Raw genomic sequence first — 15,431 nt, forward strand, 5'->3', positions numbered from 1 at the left:
GAGGGCCGCGCCGGCCAGGACGATGGCCGCGCCGACCGGGGTGTTCCAGTGGAGCTGCTCGCCCAGGACCAGGACGCCCGCCGTGGTGGCGATGACGGGGATGAAGTAGGTGACCATCTGTGCGGTGGTCGGGCCGACCTCCGTCACCAGTCCGTACTGCATCTGCAGGGCCAATCCGGTGCCGAGGGCGCCCAGGGCGATCACCGACAGGGTCGGCCAGAGCGGGAACGAGTGCGGCGCCGAAGTGAACAGGGCGCTGACCAGCAGCAGTTGGACCGTCGAGATGCCGAGCTGCGCGCCGGTCAGGGCCACCGGCGAGCCGGGAGTGCCGGCCAGCGTGCGGCGGACGTAGATCCAGCCGATCGGGTAGCAGAGCGAGGCCAGCAGGGCGAGCGCGGTGCCCGTGGCGTCGACCCCCGAGAAGCCCTGCCAGGCTCCGAGGACGGTGAGCACGCCGAGGAAGCCGAGGCCAAGGCCGGCGAACCGGCGGCGGGTGGGGCGGTCCTCGGACAGGGCGACCAGGGAGAGGGCCATGCCCCACAGGGGGGAGGTCGCGTTGCAGATGCCGGCCAGGCTGGAGGGGATGCTCAGCTCGGCGTACGCGAAGAGCGAGAACGGCGCGGCGTTGAGCAGGAGCGCCGCCACCGTCAGGTGGGCCCAGGTCCGCCGGCCCCGGGGGAGCCGCTCGCGGCGCAGCAACAGGACCGTGAGCAGCGCGAGGGCGCCGAAGGCGACCCGACCGAGAGCGACCTGGAACGGGGCGTAGGCCTCCGTGCCCACCTTGATCAGCAGGAAGCTGAAGCCCCAGATCACCGAGAGGACGGCGAACCGGATCCGCCAGTCGAGGCCGCCCCTGCGAGCGTCGGGCGGTGCGGCGACGGTCGCGGCGGCGGTGATCGGCAGGGGATCGGGGAGGGAGTCGGGGAGAGCCTCGGCGGCCGGTCTCGGGGTGGTGGGTGCGCTCATGGGGTTTACTCTGTGGCGTCCGACGCATTAGAACAAGCGAGAATGTGTGGGGCTCTCGTCGTAGCATTGCTTACATGTTGAACCTGGAGCGCCTGCGCACCCTCGATGCCTTCGCCCGCCACGGCTCGGTCGGCGGCGCGGCGGACGGGCTGCACGTCACCACCTCCGCGGTCTCCCAGCAGATGGCCAAGTTGGAGCGGGAGGTGGGCCAGCCGCTGCTGGCCAAGAACGGGCGCGGAGTCCGGCTGACCGATGCCGGGCGTCTGCTCGCCGACCACGCGGCCCGGATCCTCTCCCAGGTCGAACTCGCCCAGGCCGAGGTCGAGGCCCAACGTGGATGTGCGGTAGGGGAGTTGCAGATCGGCGCCTTTCCGACCGCCATGCGCGGACTGCTGCCCGGGGCGCTGACGGCGCTGCGCACGGGACACCCCGATCTCCGCACTCGAGTGCGGGAGCAGGAGCCGGGGGAGAGCATGGCCGCAGTGGTGCGCGGTGATCTCGACCTGGCCCTGGCCATCGACTGGCACAACAAGCGGATGCCGGTGCCCGTCGAGCTCACCCGCTGCCATCTGCTGGAGGACTCCGTCGACATCGCGGTGCCGGCCGGTCACCGGCACGCCGGGCGGTCCCTGGTTTCACTGGCCGACTTCGCCGACGAGGAGTGGATCTCCTGGAACGAGGGCCAGTTCTGTCACGAGTGGCTGGTGTTCACCCTGCGCGGCATCGGCATCGAGCCCCGCATCGCGCACATCGCCGAGGAGCACCACACCCAACTGGCCTTCGTCGAAGCGGGACTTGGCGTGTGCGTGACCCCCCGGCTGGGGCGTGGGCCCGTCCCGTCCGGGGTGCGACTGCTGCCGGTGAGCGACGCCGTCCGCCGGCACGTGTACGTCGTCTGGCGGGCGGACGCCGACCGGCGGCCCTCCGTCCGGGCCGCCGTCGACGCCCTCAAGGCGACCGCCTCGACGCTGTAGGACCGCCGCCTGGGGCCCGGGGCATGGCTCTAGAGCTTGCGGAAGTCCCACGAGACGATCGACTCCGGGGTGAGTCGTATCCAGGCGTGGCGCCCGTCGTGCGGCATCTCCTCGATCCCGAAGTTCTTCACCGGGAAGAGGCGTTCGGCCTCCGCCAGCTCCGGGCACGGCTCTCCCGTGCGGGGAGCCTCGCCCACGAAGACCGCGCTGCCGGACAGTTCGACCCCGCGCAGTTCGTCGTACGCCTCGCCCGCGTCCACGACCACCGAGATCCGGGGGTCCTCGCGCAGGTCGGACCAGCGGCGGCTGCGCGTGATCGAGTACAGCCACAGCGAACTCCCGTCCCAGACGAACCACAGGGCCCCGACGTGGGGGCGTCCGTCCGGGGAGACGGTGGCCACCCGGCAGGTGCGCTGCTCGCGCAGGAACGCGTCCACCTCCTCGTCGGTCATCATGATGCGGCGGCCCCGCCGTTGCGTCCGGTCCACGCGTGCCTCGTCCATCCGTCCCGCGCCCCTTCACATCTGACTGTGTGTCAGGAATCATGCGGGCTCTTCGGCCGTCACGCCAGGGGGAGCCATGCCGGAACTCGATCCCGCCACCACCGCGCTGCTCACCGTCGAATGCCAGAACGGCGTCGTCGGCGAGGAGAGCGCCCTGCCCGAACTGGCCAAGGAAGCCCGCGACTCGGGGATGCTGGATCGGGTGGCCGCGCTGGTCGACGCCGCCCGGGGAGCGGGCGTACAGGTGCTGCACGCCGTCGCGGAGCGGCGGCCGGACGGACTCGGCGCCAACGCCAACGCGCGGCTCTTCCGGGCCGCCGGCAAGCTCCCGGTGCGCCAACTCAGCGGGAGCCGCGCGGTCGAGGTCGCCGCCCCCATCGTGGTGGCCGAGCGGGACCTGGTCGTGCGCCGGCTCCACGGCCTCTCCCCGATGGCCGGCACCGACCTGGACGCCCTGCTGCGCAACCTCGGTGTCCGCACCCTCGTCGTCACCGGAGTCTCCTCGAACATCGCGATCCCCAACACCGTCTTCGACGCCGTGAACCTCGGCTACCGGGTGGTGGTCCCGTCCGACGCGATCACCGGGGTACCCGCGGCGTACACCGCCGAGGTGATCCGCAACGCGCTGGCGCTGGTCGCCACCATCACCACGACGCGGGAGTTGCTCGACGGGTGGGCCGTGCCGCGGTGACCCCCGCAACCTCGCCGGACGCTGTCCGGAGTGATCGCGACCCGCCACGTCGCGCCCCTGCGTGAGGATGGCTCGCCGCCGGGACTGGTCGACGACCTCGGCACCCGTGTCACGCAGGTCGGGCCCTCGGGCCCACACGGCCGGACCTCCCCGCAGCCTCCCCGTACGGCCCCGCGAGCCCCGCCCCGACCGGAGTTCGAGCAGCACATCCGCGACGAAGGCCGGATTCCGGATGGAGTGCACCCTGAGGCTCCGCTCCATGCCCCAAGGCGCACTGCGGGACTGCTGGGTGGGATCGCTGCTGCCGCACGAGCTGTGAGACATCCCCCGACAGGCAGGCCGGTGTCACGTACAGCGGGTACGCCCGGCCCCGCGGCGCGCGGGCCGGGGCGTCCGCGACCGCCTCCACACGCGCGACCACCATGCTCACTCCGTGCCGGAGGCAGGCAGCATCGGGCGCCGGGCCATCGCCGGTCTGCCGGGGAGCCGGGGGAGCGAGGTCTCCGGCTCGAACGCCCGGATTGTTCCCGGGGCTGACCGACGGTCCGACCGGGCTGGGCAGCCGTTCGGGAAAACCTTGGATCGTGCAGCGCGTTCGCCCGTTAGCCTGGGAAAATGCTCACAGAAGTGATCGCGACCCGTTACGTCACGCCCCTGCGTGAGGGCGGCTCGCTGCCGGGGATCGTCGAGGCCGACGATCTCGGCACCTACGTCATGAAGTTCACCGGGGCCGGCCAGGGGCGCAAGACCCTGGTCGCCGAGGTCGTCTGCGGCCGACTGGCCCAGCGGCTGGGCCTGCGGGTCCCGCGCCTGGTGCAGATGCAGCTCGACCCCGTCATCGGGCTCGGCGAGCCCGACCAGGAGGTTCAGGAGCTGCTGAAGGCCAGCGGCGGATTGAACCTCGGGATGGACTACCTGCCCGGCTCGATCGGCTTCGACCCGCTCGCGTACCAGGTGGACCCCGTCGAGGCCGGACGCGTGGTCTGGTTCGACGCCCTCATCAACAACGTCGACCGTTCCTGGCGCAACCCGAACCTTCTCGTCTGGCACGGCGACCTGTGGCTCATCGACCACGGCGCCACCATGATCTGGCAGCACAACTGGCCGACCGCGGCGACCGCCGCCGCCAAGTCCTACAACGCCTCCGACCACGTCCTGGCCCCCGTCGGACCCGACATCGCGGCCGCCGCCGCGGAGCTCGCGCCGCTGGTGACGAGGGAGCTGCTCGACGAGGTGACCGCGGACGTGCCGGACGAGTGGCTGGTCGACGAGCCCGGTTTCGACTCCACGGACGCCGTGCGACGCGCCTATGTGGACGCGTTGCTGCCGCGGGCGGCCGGCATCCACGAGAGGATCACCATGGAGGCCGAGGTCCGGCCGAGGTCGGGTCCGCCCGGGTGGCTGGCCGAGCGCCTCGCACCGCCGCGCGCCAAGACCGAGCCCGACGAGAAGAAGCCCGACGAGAAGAAGAGCGACAGCGAGTGATCAAGCGGGACGTGTTCGAGTACGCGCTGGTGCGTGTGGTGCCCCGGATGGAGCGCGGCGAGTGTTTCAACGCCGGCGTGATCGTCTACTGCCGGGCGCACTCCTACGTCGCCGCGCGCACCCACCTCGACGAGGGCAAGTTGCTCGCCCTCGACCCAGAGGCCGACGTGAGCGGTGTACGGGCCGCGCTGCTCGGGGTCGAGGGGCTGTGCGCGGGCGGCGAGTCGGCCGGTCAGGCGGCGGGCGACGAGCCCGGCCGCAGGTTCCGCTGGCTGATCGCGCCGCGCAGCACCGTGGTGCAGCCGGGCCCGGTACACACCGGCCTGACGGCCGACCCGGAGGCCGAGGTGGAACGGCTGCTGGAGCTGCTGGTGCGCTGAGCGCGGCGGACCCTCCGGGGATCGGCGCGCGACCCGGGGGCCCTGCGGGCCGGCGCCGTTGACACCGGGTGCCAGGGCTCCTAGCGTCTGTCCAGCCGAAGCTACTAAGCGGTTGCTCACCCATGAGGGGCCGCGTCGGCGCACCGAGGATTCCAAGCGCGAGGAGATCCAGCATGTCCACCACCGAGCAGCGCGTCGCGATCGTGACCGGGGCGGCCCGGGGCATCGGCGCGGCCACCGCCGTACGCCTGGCCGCCGAAGGCCGTGCGGTCGCCGTACTCGACCTGGACGAGGCGGCCTGCAAGGACACCGTCGAGGCGATCACGGCGGCCGGCGGCAGGGCCGTCGCCATCGGCTGCGACGTCTCCGACAGCGCGCAGGTGGAGGCGGCCGTCGAGCGCGTGGCGAGCACGCTCGGCGCCCCGACCATCCTGGTCAACAACGCGGGCGTGCTCCGCGACAACCTGCTCTTCAAGATGAGCGCCACCGACTGGGACACGGTCATGAACGTGCACCTGCGGGGCGCCTTCCTGATGGCGCGGGCCTGTCAGAAGTACATGGTGGAGGCCAAGTTCGGCCGCGTCGTGAACCTTTCCAGCAGCTCCGCCCTCGGCAACCGCGGCCAGGCCAACTACTCCGCCGCGAAGGCCGGTCTGCAGGGCTTCACCAAGACCCTGGCCATCGAGCTCGGGAAGTTCGGCGTGACCGCCAACGCCGTCGCCCCCGGCTTCATCGCCACGGAGATGACCGCTCAGACGGCCGCCCGGGTCGGCATGGGCTTCGAGGACTTCCAGGCCGCCGCCGCCACCCAGATCCCGGTGCAGCGCGTCGGCAACCCGGACGACATCGCCAACGCCATCGCCTTCTTCACGGGCGACGCGGCCGGCTTCGTCTCCGGGCAGGTCCTGTACGTGGCCGGCGGCCCGCTCAACTGACGCGCGGCGACGAACGAGAGGCAGGGCGTACGGCATGACGTACAGCGGCAACGACAGCGGCAAGGTCGCACTGATCACCGGGGCGAGCCGGGGCATCGGCTACGGCATCGCGGAGGCACTGGTCGCCCGGGGCGATCGGGTGTGCATCACCGGGCGCAACGAGGACACCCTCAAGGAGGCCGTCGAGCGGCTCGGGGCGGACCGGGTGCTCGGAGTCGCCGGGAAGGCGCACGACGAGGCCCACCAGGCCGTCGCCGTGGAGCGGACGATGGAGGCCTTCGGCCGGGTCGACTTCCTGGTCAACAACGCCGGCACCAACCCGGTCTTCGGGCCGATCGCGGACCTGGACCTGGGCGTCGCGCGCAAGGTCTTCGAGACGAACGTGATCTCGGCGCTCGGTTTCGCGCAGCGGACCTGGCACGCCTGGCAGAAGGACAACGGCGGGGCGATCGTGAACATCGCCTCCATCGCCGGCGTCTCCGCCTCGCCCTTCATCGGCGCGTACGGAATGAGCAAGGCCGCGATGGTCAACCTCACCCTCCAGCTCGCGCACGAGATGGCGCCGGGCGTGCGGGTCAACGCCATCGCCCCCGCGGTGGTGAAGACGAAGTTCGCGCAGGCGCTCTACGAAGGTCGTGAGCAGGAGGCCGCGGCGGCCTATCCGCTCGGCCGCCTCGGGGTCCCGGAGGACATCGGGGGTGCCGCGGCCTTTCTTACATCTGCACAAGCGGAATGGATCACGGGACAAACTCTGGTCGTCGACGGGGGAATGTTCCTCAATGCCGGGGTGCACTGACCGATAACCGGACGCATTTGCCTCCCAGGGGGAGGCAAATGCGTACCTAATACGCACGTAATCGGTCAAGTGCCTCACGAAACCTGCCCATTGGATTTGTGAGGCACTGCGGTAGGGTCTGCCGCACCCCTGGCTGATCGAGGAGCGTGCGCGTGTTCAACCGGACCAGATGCCTGCAGATCACTGCGGCCCTTGCGTCCATATCCCTGCTCGCCGGATGCGGTCTGCTTTCCGACGACAGCGGCGACGACAAGAAGCGGATCGTCGTCGGTACGATGAGCCAGCCGAGCACCCTCGACCCCGCCGCGGCATGGGACGGCTCCTGGGAGCTGTACCGGAACATCTACCAGACGCTCCTGGCGTTCCCGACGGGCTCCACCCAGCCCCAGCCGGACGCCGCCCAGGCCTGCGAGTTCACCGACTCCCGCAACGAGTCCTACCGCTGCACCCTGAAGAAGGGCCTCAAGTTCTCCAACGGGGAACCGCTGGACGCCAAGGCCGTCAAGCACTCCCTCGACCGGATCCGGACGATCAACTCCCAGGTCGGTCCGAAGGACCTCTTCGGCAGCCTGGACAAGATCGAGACCCCGGACGCGGCGACGGTCGTCTTCCACCTGAACACCCCGGACGCGACCTTCCCGTACGTCCTCGGCTCGCCGGCCGCCTCGCTCGTCCCGCCCAAGGAGTACCCGGCGGACAAGGTGCGCGAGGAGGGCAAGACGATCGGCTCCGGCCCCTACGTCCTCGACTCGTACACCGAGGGCAGCGAAGCGGTCCTCAGCCGCAACGCGAGCTACACGGGGTTCGCCAACCGTCGCAACGACGGGGTGACCATCCGTTACTTCGCGGACTCCAAGAAGCTGGTCGCGGCACTCAAGTCCAAGGAGATCGACGCCACCTACCGAGGCCTCTCCGCCGCGGAGGTCAAGGACCTGCAGACGCCCGCGTCCCACGACGCCGGCGTCCAGGTCGTCGAGAACGTCGGCGCCGAGATCCGTTACCTCGTCTTCAACCCCAAGGACCAGCAGGTCGCCAAGCTGCCGGTGCGCCAGGCCATCGCCCAGGTCATCGACCGGGGAGCGCTCGTGGCCAAGGTCTACCAGGGCACGGCCGAGCCGCTGTACTCGATGGTTCCCAAGGGCACCGTCGCCCACCGGACGCCGTTCTACGACCTGTACGGCCACTCGGACGTCGAGAAGGCGAAGAAGATCCTCCGGGAAGCCGGGATCACCCAGAAGGTCGAGCTGACCTTCTGGTACACGACCGACCGGTACGGCCCCTCCACCGCCGAGGAGTTCACCGAGATCAAGCGGCAGCTCGAAGAGAGCGACCTCTTCAAGATCAACCTGCGTGGCCAGCCCTGGAAGGCCTTCCAGGCGGGCTACAAGAAGGGCGAGTACCCGGTCTTCGGCCGAGGCTGGTTCCCCGACTTCCCGGACCCGGACAACTTCATCGCCCCGTTCGTCGGCAAGCAGAACGCGGTCGGCACCCCGTACGAGCCCGCGCGCATCATGACCGAGCTGCTGCCCAATTCCCGCCGCGAGAGCGACCGGGCCGCCGGCGTCAAGGAGTTCGAGGAGGCCCAGCAGATCTTCGCCCAGGACGTCCGGCTGCTGCCGCTGTGGCAGGGCAAGCTGTACGTCGGCGCACGCGAGGACATCGCCGGCGCCGAGCGGGCCCTCGACCCGCAGACCGTCATGCAGATGTGGGAGTTCTACCGCAAGACCAGCTGGTAGCGGGCAGGGCGGGCAGCCGGACGACGCGTTGTCAGTGGCTCCCGGTAGGTTCTGGGCAGTTGCACCGCGCAGTTGCTCGATCCTGTACCGGAGGTTGTAGACGTGACCCAGATGCTGCCCGAGTCCTGGCTCCCCGCTGTCGGCGGGGAGCTGGACCAGCCCTACTTCAAAGAGCTCACCGAGTTCGTCGAGAAGGAGCGGGCGAACGGGCCGGTCTACCCGCCCCGCGACCAGGTCTTCGCGGCCCTGGAGGCCACGCCGTTCGACAAGGTGAAGGTCCTGGTCCTCGGCCAGGACCCCTACCACGGCGCCGGCCAGGGACACGGCCTGTGCTTCTCCGTGCGGCCCGGGGTCAAGACCCCGCCCTCGCTGCGCAACATCTACAAGGAGATGAAGGAGGAGCTCGGTCTCCCCGTCCCGGACAACGGGTACCTGATGCCGTGGGCCGAGCAGGGCGTCCTGCTGCTCAACGCGGTGCTCACCGTCCGCGAGGCCGAAGCCAACTCGCACAAGGGCAAGGGTTGGGAGAAGTTCACCGACGCGGTGATCAAGGCCGTCTCCGCGCGTCCCGACCCGGTCGTCTTCGTGCTCTGGGGCGCGTACGCCCAGAAGAAGATCCCGCTGATCGACGAGGCCCGGCACGTGATCGTCAAGGGCGCCCACCCGTCGCCGTTGTCGGCCAAGAAGTTCTTCGGATCCCGCCCCTTCACGCAGATCAACGAAGCCGTCGCCGCCCAGGGGCATGAGCCGATCGACTGGCGTATCCCGGACCTTGGCTGACGCCACACCCCGCCTGGGCGTCGCAGGCGCCGCCTGCGGTTAGCGTCGTGACGATCAGACCGGAGAGCAGGTCTGGCAGAGCCAGCCGGAGGCCGCGTTGACGGAGCAGCAGGAGGCGTCCGAGGACGCCGTCATGACCAGGATCGGCCAGGCCGTCATCCTGCTGCACGCCGGGGACCGCGAGGAGGCCCGCAACCGCCTGGGGGAGATCTGGTCCGAGATCGGCGAGGCGGGGCCCCCGCTCCACCGGTGCACCCTCGCGCACTACATGGCCGACGCGCAGGACGACCCGGCCGACGAACTGGCCTGGGACCTGCGGGCACTGACCGCCGCCGACGGGCCGACCGCCGCCGACGGTCCGACGGCGGGCCCACCGGGCGCCCGGTCCCCGCGCGGTGCCCGCGACCCGCATCCGGCGGTCCGGGTGTTCTACCCGTCGCTGCACCTCAACCTGGCCGCCGACTACGTGAAACTGCGTCGACCGGAGGCGGCCCGGGTCCACCTCGCCCGGGCCCGGGCGGCCACCGGCGCGCTCGCCGACGACGGGTACGGCGACCGGGTCCGGGCCGCCATCGCCCGGCTGGAGCTGCGGCTCGCGACGGATCCGGGCGAGCGGCCCCGCCCCTTCCCGGAGCAGTCTCCGTAGGCTCCCGGGGCCCGGGAGGCGTCACGGGGTGCGGGAGGCCGTACGGGGGCCCTCAGCCGCCCTGGACGCCCGCGCAGATCCGGGCCTCCGGGCTGTCGGGGTGCCAGCGCCCGTGGCGACGGCCCATGGCGCACACGTCCGCCGGGCGTACCGGCAACTCCCGCATCAGCTCCCGCGGCGCCTTCGCGTCGGGCCGGGGTCGGTGCGTACGGTCCCCCGGACGGCCGTCGCCGTGCCCCGAGGGATGCTCGCCCCGCCGGCGGGGCTCCGGGATGTCCGGGACCGGCGGCGTGGCCCGATCGGGCCCCGCGGGCGTACGAGGCGCCCTCGGCGGCTCGCCCCGGCTGCCGGTCGTCGAAGCGGTCGCGGCCGCCGGATGCCCAGGCTCCCGGGGGACCGCCCGCAGCGCCTCCAGGGCGGGCGCCTGGACGACCACCGGGAGGGCTCCCGGCCCGCCGCGCGGCACGTGCCGCGGCGGCAACCCCGCGGGGGGCACCGCCGCGGGCTGTGCCGGAGCCGGGGTCACATTCACGCAGCCGGAGACAGCCGAGACGGCACAGGCCACTCCGAGCAGTAGTTTTGTCGTGGTTCGGGTTGGATGCACTCGCGCAACTCTGCTGTGCGAGGACCCGGTTGCGAAAACCCTGGGGCGATATTGCCCCCGCACGGGTGACGACCGCCCGTCGGCGCGCCGCCGGTTGACGGCCGGAGCGCGATCCGGGCGGAGACCGGGCCCGCTACTCGCCCGTGGCGCCGTCGATGTGCTCGCGCAGCAGGTCCGCGTGACCGTTGTGGCGGGCGTACTCCTCGATCATGTGGGTGTACACCCAGCGCAGGCTGAACACCTCGCCCCGGCGGTGACTCTCGGGTCGCGAGACCAGATCCAGGGAACGACCCTGCACGGACTGCCGCGCCAGCTCGATCTCGGTCCGCCACACCCGCTCGGAGTCGCTCCAGGTGTCCTTGGAGGTGAACCGGAAGTCGCCGTCCACGTTGTCCGGCGTCGAGTACAGGTCGGGGAGCTCCTCGCCGAGCATGATCTCGCGGAACCAGTAGCGTTCGACCTCGGCCATGTGCCGGACGAGGCCCAACAGGCTGAGTTCGGACGGCGCGAGCGCGTTGCGGCGCAGTTGCTCGTCCCCGAGTCCCTCGCACTTCCAGGCCAATGTGGAGCGGTGGTAGTCGAGCCAGCCGTCCAACATGTCCCGCTCGTTCGCGGTGGTGGAGGGTTCGGGGCGGTGGGATCCGGAGTTGGTCATGTGCCCCATCCTCAGCGACCGCAGCCCCTGTCACCAGGGATTAAGCTGCGAGCGTCCCACAAGGAACGAACCTGGAGGCTCCCGGTGAAGGTTGGCGTCATCGGACTCGGCGACATCGCCCGCAAGGCGTATCTGCCCGTCCTCACCGCCCGTCCGGGAGTGGAGCTGCACCTGCAGACCCGCACCCCCGCCACGCTGGAGCGGATCGGCGCGATCCACCACGTCCCGGCCGAGCGCCGGCACACCACGCTCGACGCCCTGCTCTCCGCCGGCCTCGACGCGGCCTTCGTGCACGCCCCGACCGAGGCCCACCCGCAGATCGTGGCGCGTCTGCTGGAGGCGGGCGTGCCCACCTACGTGGACAAGCCCCTGGCCTACGAGTTCGAGGACTCGCGGCGGCTGGTCGAACTGGCCGAGGAGCGCGGGACCTCCCTCGCCGTGGGCTTCAACCGGCGCCACGCGCCCGGGTACGCGCAGTGCGTCGACCACCCGCGCGATCTGATCGTCATGCAGAAGAACAGGGTCGGGCTGCCCGAGGACCCGAGGACGCTGGTCCTGGACGACTTCATCCACGTCGTCGACACCCTGCGGTTCCTGCTGCCCGGGGACGCCGACCACGTCGACGTCCGGGCCGTGGTGCGCGAGGGGCTGATGCACCAGGTGGTACTCCAGATGTCCGGCGAGGGGTTCACCGCCCTCGGCATCATGAACCGGCTGTCCGGGTCCACCGAGGAGATCCTGGAGGTCTCCGGACAGGACACCAAGCGGCAGGTCGTCAACCTCGCCGAGATCATCGACCACAAGGGCCAGCCGACCGTGCGCAGGCGCGGCGACTGGGTGCCGGTCGCCCGCCAGCGGGGCATCGAACAGGTGGTGGACGCCTTCCTGGAAGCCGTCGAGGCCGGCACGACGCTGAGCGCCCGGGACGCCCTCCTCACCCACGAGCTGTGTGAACGGGTGGTGCGCTCGGCTCTGGAGCAGGCTTCCTGAGCGAAGGCCTCCACCGGGCCGCGCAGAACGCGGCCAGAGCGGCGAGGGCCGCGCCCACCGGCCAGTCCCCGAAGCGGACGTACAGCGTCGAGCCGGTGGCCAGCGGCACGGCGTACACGTGGGCGGAGCTCGCCGAGGTGGCGAGGGACGGGCCGACCCGCTCACCGGCAGGGCCGTGCACCTCGCTGATGCCGGTGAGGGTGGCGTGCACCACCGGGCGGCCGGTCTCGGCGGCGCGCAGGGCGGCGAGCGAGGCGTGCTGGGCCGGCGCCCAGCTGTCCTGGAAGCTGCTCGTCGCGGACTGCGCGACGAGCACGGCGGCCCCGCCACGCGTCAGGTGCCGGCTCATGTCGGGGAACGCGGACTCGAAACAGACCAGCGGACCGAGCAGCAGCCCGGGCCGGCCCGGCAGCGGCATCAGCACGGGGGAGTCGCCCCGCACCCGGTCCTCGCCCGCCGCCTTGCCCACCGAGGTGGCCCAGCCGAACAGTGACCGGGCGGGCACGTACTCGCCGAAGGGAACCAGCCGCATCTTGTCGTACCGGTCGCCGGTCGGACCCTGGGGCCCTATCAGGACGGAACTCTTGCGGATCCCGGCGCTGTCGCCCCGCCGCGCGTCCACGTTCACCAGCAGGGGAGCCCCCACCTCGGCGGACAGTGTCGTCAACCGCCGTTCCAGGTCCGGGCGGGCCTCCAGATCCGCGCCGACGCTGCTCTCGCCCCACACCACCAGGTCGGGGCGTTGGCCCGCCAGGGTCCGGGTCAGCCGCTCCCCGACGTCGAACCGGCGCTCGGCGCTGTCCGGACCGTCCGCGACGACCCCCGGCTGGACCACGGCCACGCGCAGCGCGCCGGTCGCCTCCGGGCGCGGCACCCACAGCCACACCACCCCGGTGAGCACCGCACAGCCGGTCACCCCGGCCACCGCCGGGACCCGCGCCCCGGGCACCGCCAGCAACAGCACCAGCGCGCAGTTCACCGCCACCACCAGCAGGCTCACCAGCCACACCCCGCCCACGGAAGCGAGCAGGAGCGCCGACGGCACCTGCCACTGACTCGCCCCGAGCAGCCCCCACGGCCCGCCCAGGCCCTGCCAGGACCGGACCAACTCCGACAGCAGCCAACCCGCCGGTACGAGGACCAGCGCGGCCGCCGCACGACCGGCGGCCGGCACCCCGCCGAGCAGTTCCCGCACCAGCAGTGCCCAGGGGACCCACAGCAGCCCCAGCAGCGCGGCCACCGCGACCAGGAACACGTGCATGCTCGGCAGCAGCCAGTGGTGCACGGCGAAGATGAACCCGGCGCCGCCGAGCCACCCCTCCAGGGCCGCGCGCCGCCCCGTGGGGGCGGACCTCAGCAACAGCATCCAGGGCACGAGGGCGACATAGGCGAACCACCAGAGCCCGGGCGAGGGGAAGGCGAGGGCGGGCAGCGCTCCGGCGGCGACGGCTGCCGCCGCCCGCCACCACCGGTTCGACCTCGAGATCATGACGCGCCTCCGCCTCCAGTGTGGAACGGCCGGGCCGGATCAGCCCGGCCAGGGCTACGCGGACAGGTGCCGCCACTTCTCGTGCACGGTGACCGAGGTGAGCCGCCAGCCGTCCGCGGTCCGGGCCAGCGCGAACGCGTACCGCCCGGCGGCGACGAAATTGGGGGAGGTGAGCGTCCCGTCGAACTCCTCCCCGGCCAGCCGCATCGGGTTGAGGAAGTCCGCCCGCACCCGCGCCGAGTCCCCGGGCGAACCGCCCAGGTCCTCCAGCCGGATCAGCCGGTTGACGATCAGGTGCTGGCGCACCGGGAACAGCAGCATCGTCCGCGCGAGCCATTCGGCCACCTCGCCGGCGGGCCCCTCCACCCCGCCGGCCGAGCTGTAGTCGGCCCGCCCGGTCGGTGTGAACAGGGCGCGGTAGGCGTCCCAGTCACCGTCGTCGACGGCTGCCGCGTACCCCGAGACCACCTCGTCGATGGCCAGCCTGTCCATTACCGTCCCGAGGTCCACACGCTGCGTCATCGGGACAGTCTGGGGGCGTACGCCCGCGAGGCCAAGGGGCGTGCGCGGACCGGGCCCCCACGCACGCGATCAATGACCGGAATGAGCCTCCCGCGGTCGGACCACGACCAGGAACGCGTCACTGTCCAGGTCCATCACGACCTCGGCCGGCACGCCCTCGCGCAATCGCTGCGCCGCGTACTCCTCGGCGGGCCAGCTTCCCCGCGGACTTCCGGCCGGAAAACGCTCCAACACCACACGACCCATGGGACACCCCCTGCTGCTTGCCTTCAGGTCTCTTCAGGCACAACGACGCGGAAGCCGCCCGGGAACGTTCCCGAGCGGCCTCCGGTTCACGCGAAGCGGTGAGCGTGCCGCGCGCTACGAGCCGGACTCGCCCGCGTGCGGGCTCAGCACGTCCGTGCCGATCAGCGCGAACAGCAGGATGCCCAGGGCGATCCGGTAGATCACGAACGGCATGAAGCTCTTGGTGGAGATGAACTTCATGAACCAGGCGATCACGACGTAGCCCACGAAGAATGCGATGACCGTCGCGAAGATCGTCGGACCCCAGGAGATGTGCCCCGGGGTCTCCATCACGTCCTTGATCTCGAACGCCCCGGAGGCCAGCACGGCCGGGATGGCGAGAAGGAAGGAGTAGCGGGCCGCCGCCTCGCGCGTGAAGCCCAGGAGCAGACCGCCGGAGATCGTCGCGCCGGAACGCGAGACGCCGGGGATCAGGGCCATCGCCTGGCAGACACCGAAGATCAGACCGTCCTTGACGCCCAGCTCCTGGAGCGTCTTGCGCGCCTTGACGACACGGTGCTTCCCGCCCTGCTCGTCGCGCGAGGCCAGCCAGTCGGCATAGCCGAGCACGATGCCCATCACGATCAGGGTGGTGGCGGTCAGTCGCAGGTCGCGGGCCGGACCCACGATCGCGTCCTTGAAGACGAGGCCGAGGACACCGATCGGAATCGATCCGACGATCACCAGCCAGCCCATCTTCGCGTCCTGCTCGGAGCGGAGGGCCTTGGTGTAGAGGGAACGGAACCACGTGGAGATGATCCGCGCGATGTCCTTGCGGAAGTAGATCAGAACGGCGGCCTCGGTGCCGATCTGGGTGATGGCGGTGAAGGCCGCCCCCGGGTCGTGCCAGCCGGCGAAAGCCGCGGTCAGCCTGAGGTGGGCACTGGAGGAGATCGGGAGGAACTCCGTAAGCCCCTGGACGAGACCGAGGATTAGGGATTCGAACCAGCTCATGTCGGGGTGCGCTCGTCCTTGTGATCGTCGGGCAGTTCGG

General features: G+C 71.3%; 17 protein-coding genes. 10 read left to right on the forward strand and 7 right to left on the reverse strand.

Translation table 11 applies throughout. The features are described from left to right. The coding region (locus ADK55_RS30195) for a DMT family transporter (protein ID WP_053683184.1) at window positions 1-966 on the reverse strand (966 nt) is incomplete at its 3' end. A gap of 74 nt (window positions 967-1,040) precedes the next feature. On the opposite strand from ADK55_RS30195, the gene ADK55_RS30200 reads away from it, so the two are divergent. Further along, on the forward strand, window positions 1,041-1,940 hold the full coding sequence (locus ADK55_RS30200; RefSeq protein WP_053683186.1) for a LysR family transcriptional regulator: 900 nt from the start codon (window positions 1,041-1,043) through the stop codon (window positions 1,938-1,940). A gap of 29 nt (window positions 1,941-1,969) precedes the next feature. Here ADK55_RS30200 and ADK55_RS30205 read toward each other — a convergent pair whose 3' ends face one another. Further along, entirely contained in the window at window positions 1,970-2,428 is a 459-nt protein-coding gene (locus ADK55_RS30205; protein ID WP_107089351.1) for a pyridoxamine 5'-phosphate oxidase family protein, read from the reverse strand. Between the two features lie 91 nt (window positions 2,429-2,519). On the opposite strand from ADK55_RS30205, the gene ADK55_RS30210 reads away from it, so the two are divergent. The 8 genes from ADK55_RS30210 to ADK55_RS30245 all read left to right on the forward strand — a co-directional run bounded on the left by ADK55_RS30210 (window position 2,520) and on the right by ADK55_RS30245 (window position 9,892). After that, entirely contained in the window at window positions 2,520-3,134 is a 615-nt protein-coding gene (locus ADK55_RS30210) for a cysteine hydrolase (RefSeq protein ID WP_053683190.1), read from the forward strand. Window positions 3,135-3,749: 615 nt separating this feature from the next. After that, window positions 3,750-4,619 carry a HipA family kinase gene (locus ADK55_RS30215; RefSeq protein ID WP_053683192.1) on the forward strand — a complete coding sequence of 290 codons (870 nt, stop codon included), beginning with the start codon at window positions 3,750-3,752 and terminating at the stop codon, window positions 4,617-4,619. Then, window positions 4,616-4,999 (forward strand): DUF3037 domain-containing protein, encoded by a 384-nt coding sequence (locus ADK55_RS30220; RefSeq protein WP_053683194.1) that lies wholly within the window; start codon window positions 4,616-4,618, stop codon window positions 4,997-4,999. Before ADK55_RS30215 ends, ADK55_RS30220 begins: the two co-directional genes overlap by 4 nt. Window positions 5,000-5,172: 173 nt before the next feature. Beyond that, a complete protein-coding gene (gene fabG / locus ADK55_RS30225) occupies window positions 5,173-5,934 on the forward strand; it encodes a 3-oxoacyl-ACP reductase FabG (RefSeq protein WP_053683196.1) in 762 nt (253 codons plus the stop codon). Window positions 5,935-5,968: 34 nt separating this feature from the next. Continuing rightward, window positions 5,969-6,730, forward strand: coding sequence for an SDR family oxidoreductase (locus ADK55_RS30230; RefSeq protein ID WP_053683198.1), 762 nt, complete (start codon window positions 5,969-5,971; stop codon window positions 6,728-6,730). Between the two features lie 152 nt (window positions 6,731-6,882). After that, window positions 6,883-8,466 carry an ABC transporter substrate-binding protein gene (locus ADK55_RS30235; protein ID WP_053683201.1) on the forward strand — a complete coding sequence of 528 codons (1,584 nt, stop codon included), beginning with the start codon at window positions 6,883-6,885 and terminating at the stop codon, window positions 8,464-8,466. 111 nt (window positions 8,467-8,577) lie between these two features. Further along, the gene (locus tag ADK55_RS30240) at window positions 8,578-9,246 is read left to right on the forward strand and encodes a uracil-DNA glycosylase (protein ID WP_053683420.1); all 669 of its coding nucleotides are present in this window, start codon (window positions 8,578-8,580) and stop codon (window positions 9,244-9,246) included. 97 nt (window positions 9,247-9,343) lie between these two features. Continuing rightward, window positions 9,344-9,892: a hypothetical protein gene (locus tag ADK55_RS30245; RefSeq protein WP_199826665.1), complete on the forward strand. Its 549-nt coding sequence runs from the start codon at window positions 9,344-9,346 to the stop codon at window positions 9,890-9,892. 52 nt (window positions 9,893-9,944) lie between these two features. Here ADK55_RS30245 and ADK55_RS40240 read toward each other — a convergent pair whose 3' ends face one another. Beyond that, entirely contained in the window at window positions 9,945-10,328 is a 384-nt protein-coding gene (locus ADK55_RS40240) for a hypothetical protein (RefSeq protein WP_234350320.1), read from the reverse strand. A 301-nt stretch (window positions 10,329-10,629) separates the two neighbouring features. Further along, the gene (locus ADK55_RS30255; RefSeq protein ID WP_053683205.1) at window positions 10,630-11,151 is read right to left on the reverse strand and encodes a DinB family protein; all 522 of its coding nucleotides are present in this window, start codon (window positions 11,149-11,151) and stop codon (window positions 10,630-10,632) included. Between the two features lie 84 nt (window positions 11,152-11,235). Between ADK55_RS30255 and ADK55_RS30260 the strand changes: the two genes are divergently transcribed. Then, window positions 11,236-12,141, forward strand: coding sequence for a Gfo/Idh/MocA family protein (locus ADK55_RS30260; protein WP_053683207.1), 906 nt, complete (start codon window positions 11,236-11,238; stop codon window positions 12,139-12,141). On the opposite strand, the gene lnt is transcribed toward ADK55_RS30260, so the two are convergent. From lnt to ADK55_RS30275, 3 genes are all read right to left on the reverse strand, one after another. Beyond that, a complete protein-coding gene (gene lnt / locus ADK55_RS30265) occupies window positions 12,086-13,630 on the reverse strand; it encodes an apolipoprotein N-acyltransferase (RefSeq protein ID WP_053683208.1) in 1,545 nt (514 codons plus the stop codon). The two genes, ADK55_RS30260 and lnt, sit on opposite strands and share 56 nt — an antisense overlap. Before the next feature lie 54 nt (window positions 13,631-13,684). Continuing rightward, a complete protein-coding gene (locus tag ADK55_RS30270; RefSeq protein ID WP_053683211.1) occupies window positions 13,685-14,152 on the reverse strand; it encodes a nuclear transport factor 2 family protein in 468 nt (155 codons plus the stop codon). 360 nt (window positions 14,153-14,512) lie between these two features. Next, the gene (locus ADK55_RS30275; protein ID WP_053683213.1) at window positions 14,513-15,391 is read right to left on the reverse strand and encodes an undecaprenyl-diphosphate phosphatase; all 879 of its coding nucleotides are present in this window, start codon (window positions 15,389-15,391) and stop codon (window positions 14,513-14,515) included. Window positions 15,392-15,431: the final 40 nt, after the last annotated feature.

The sequence above is a fragment of the Streptomyces sp. WM4235 genome (assembly GCF_001279725.1).
GTDB lineage: Bacteria > Actinomycetota > Actinomycetes > Streptomycetales > Streptomycetaceae > Streptomyces.

What these genes read in the sequence shown, in the direction of transcription:
- ADK55_RS30230 (WP_053683198.1), top strand. Translation starts at nt 5,969, where the DNA reads ATGACGTACAGCGGCAACGACAGCGGCAAGGTCGCACTGATCACCGGG.
- ADK55_RS30210 (WP_053683190.1), top strand. Translation starts at nt 2,520, where the DNA reads ATGCCGGAACTCGATCCCGCCACCACCGCGCTGCTCACCGTCGAATGC.
- ADK55_RS30270 (WP_053683211.1), bottom strand. Translation starts at nt 14,152, where the DNA reads ATGACGCAGCGTGTGGACCTCGGGACGGTAATGGACAGGCTGGCCATC.
- ADK55_RS30240 (WP_053683420.1), top strand. Translation starts at nt 8,578, where the DNA reads ATGCTGCCCGAGTCCTGGCTCCCCGCTGTCGGCGGGGAGCTGGACCAG.
- ADK55_RS30255 (WP_053683205.1), bottom strand. Translation starts at nt 11,151, where the DNA reads ATGACCAACTCCGGATCCCACCGCCCCGAACCCTCCACCACCGCGAAC.
- ADK55_RS30200 (WP_053683186.1), top strand. Translation starts at nt 1,041, where the DNA reads ATGTTGAACCTGGAGCGCCTGCGCACCCTCGATGCCTTCGCCCGCCAC.
- fabG (WP_053683196.1), top strand. Translation starts at nt 5,173, where the DNA reads ATGTCCACCACCGAGCAGCGCGTCGCGATCGTGACCGGGGCGGCCCGG.
- lnt (WP_053683208.1), bottom strand. Translation starts at nt 13,630, where the DNA reads ATGATCTCGAGGTCGAACCGGTGGTGGCGGGCGGCGGCAGCCGTCGCC.
- ADK55_RS30215 (WP_053683192.1), top strand. Translation starts at nt 3,750, where the DNA reads ATGCTCACAGAAGTGATCGCGACCCGTTACGTCACGCCCCTGCGTGAG.
- ADK55_RS30275 (WP_053683213.1), bottom strand. Translation starts at nt 15,391, where the DNA reads ATGAGCTGGTTCGAATCCCTAATCCTCGGTCTCGTCCAGGGGCTTACG.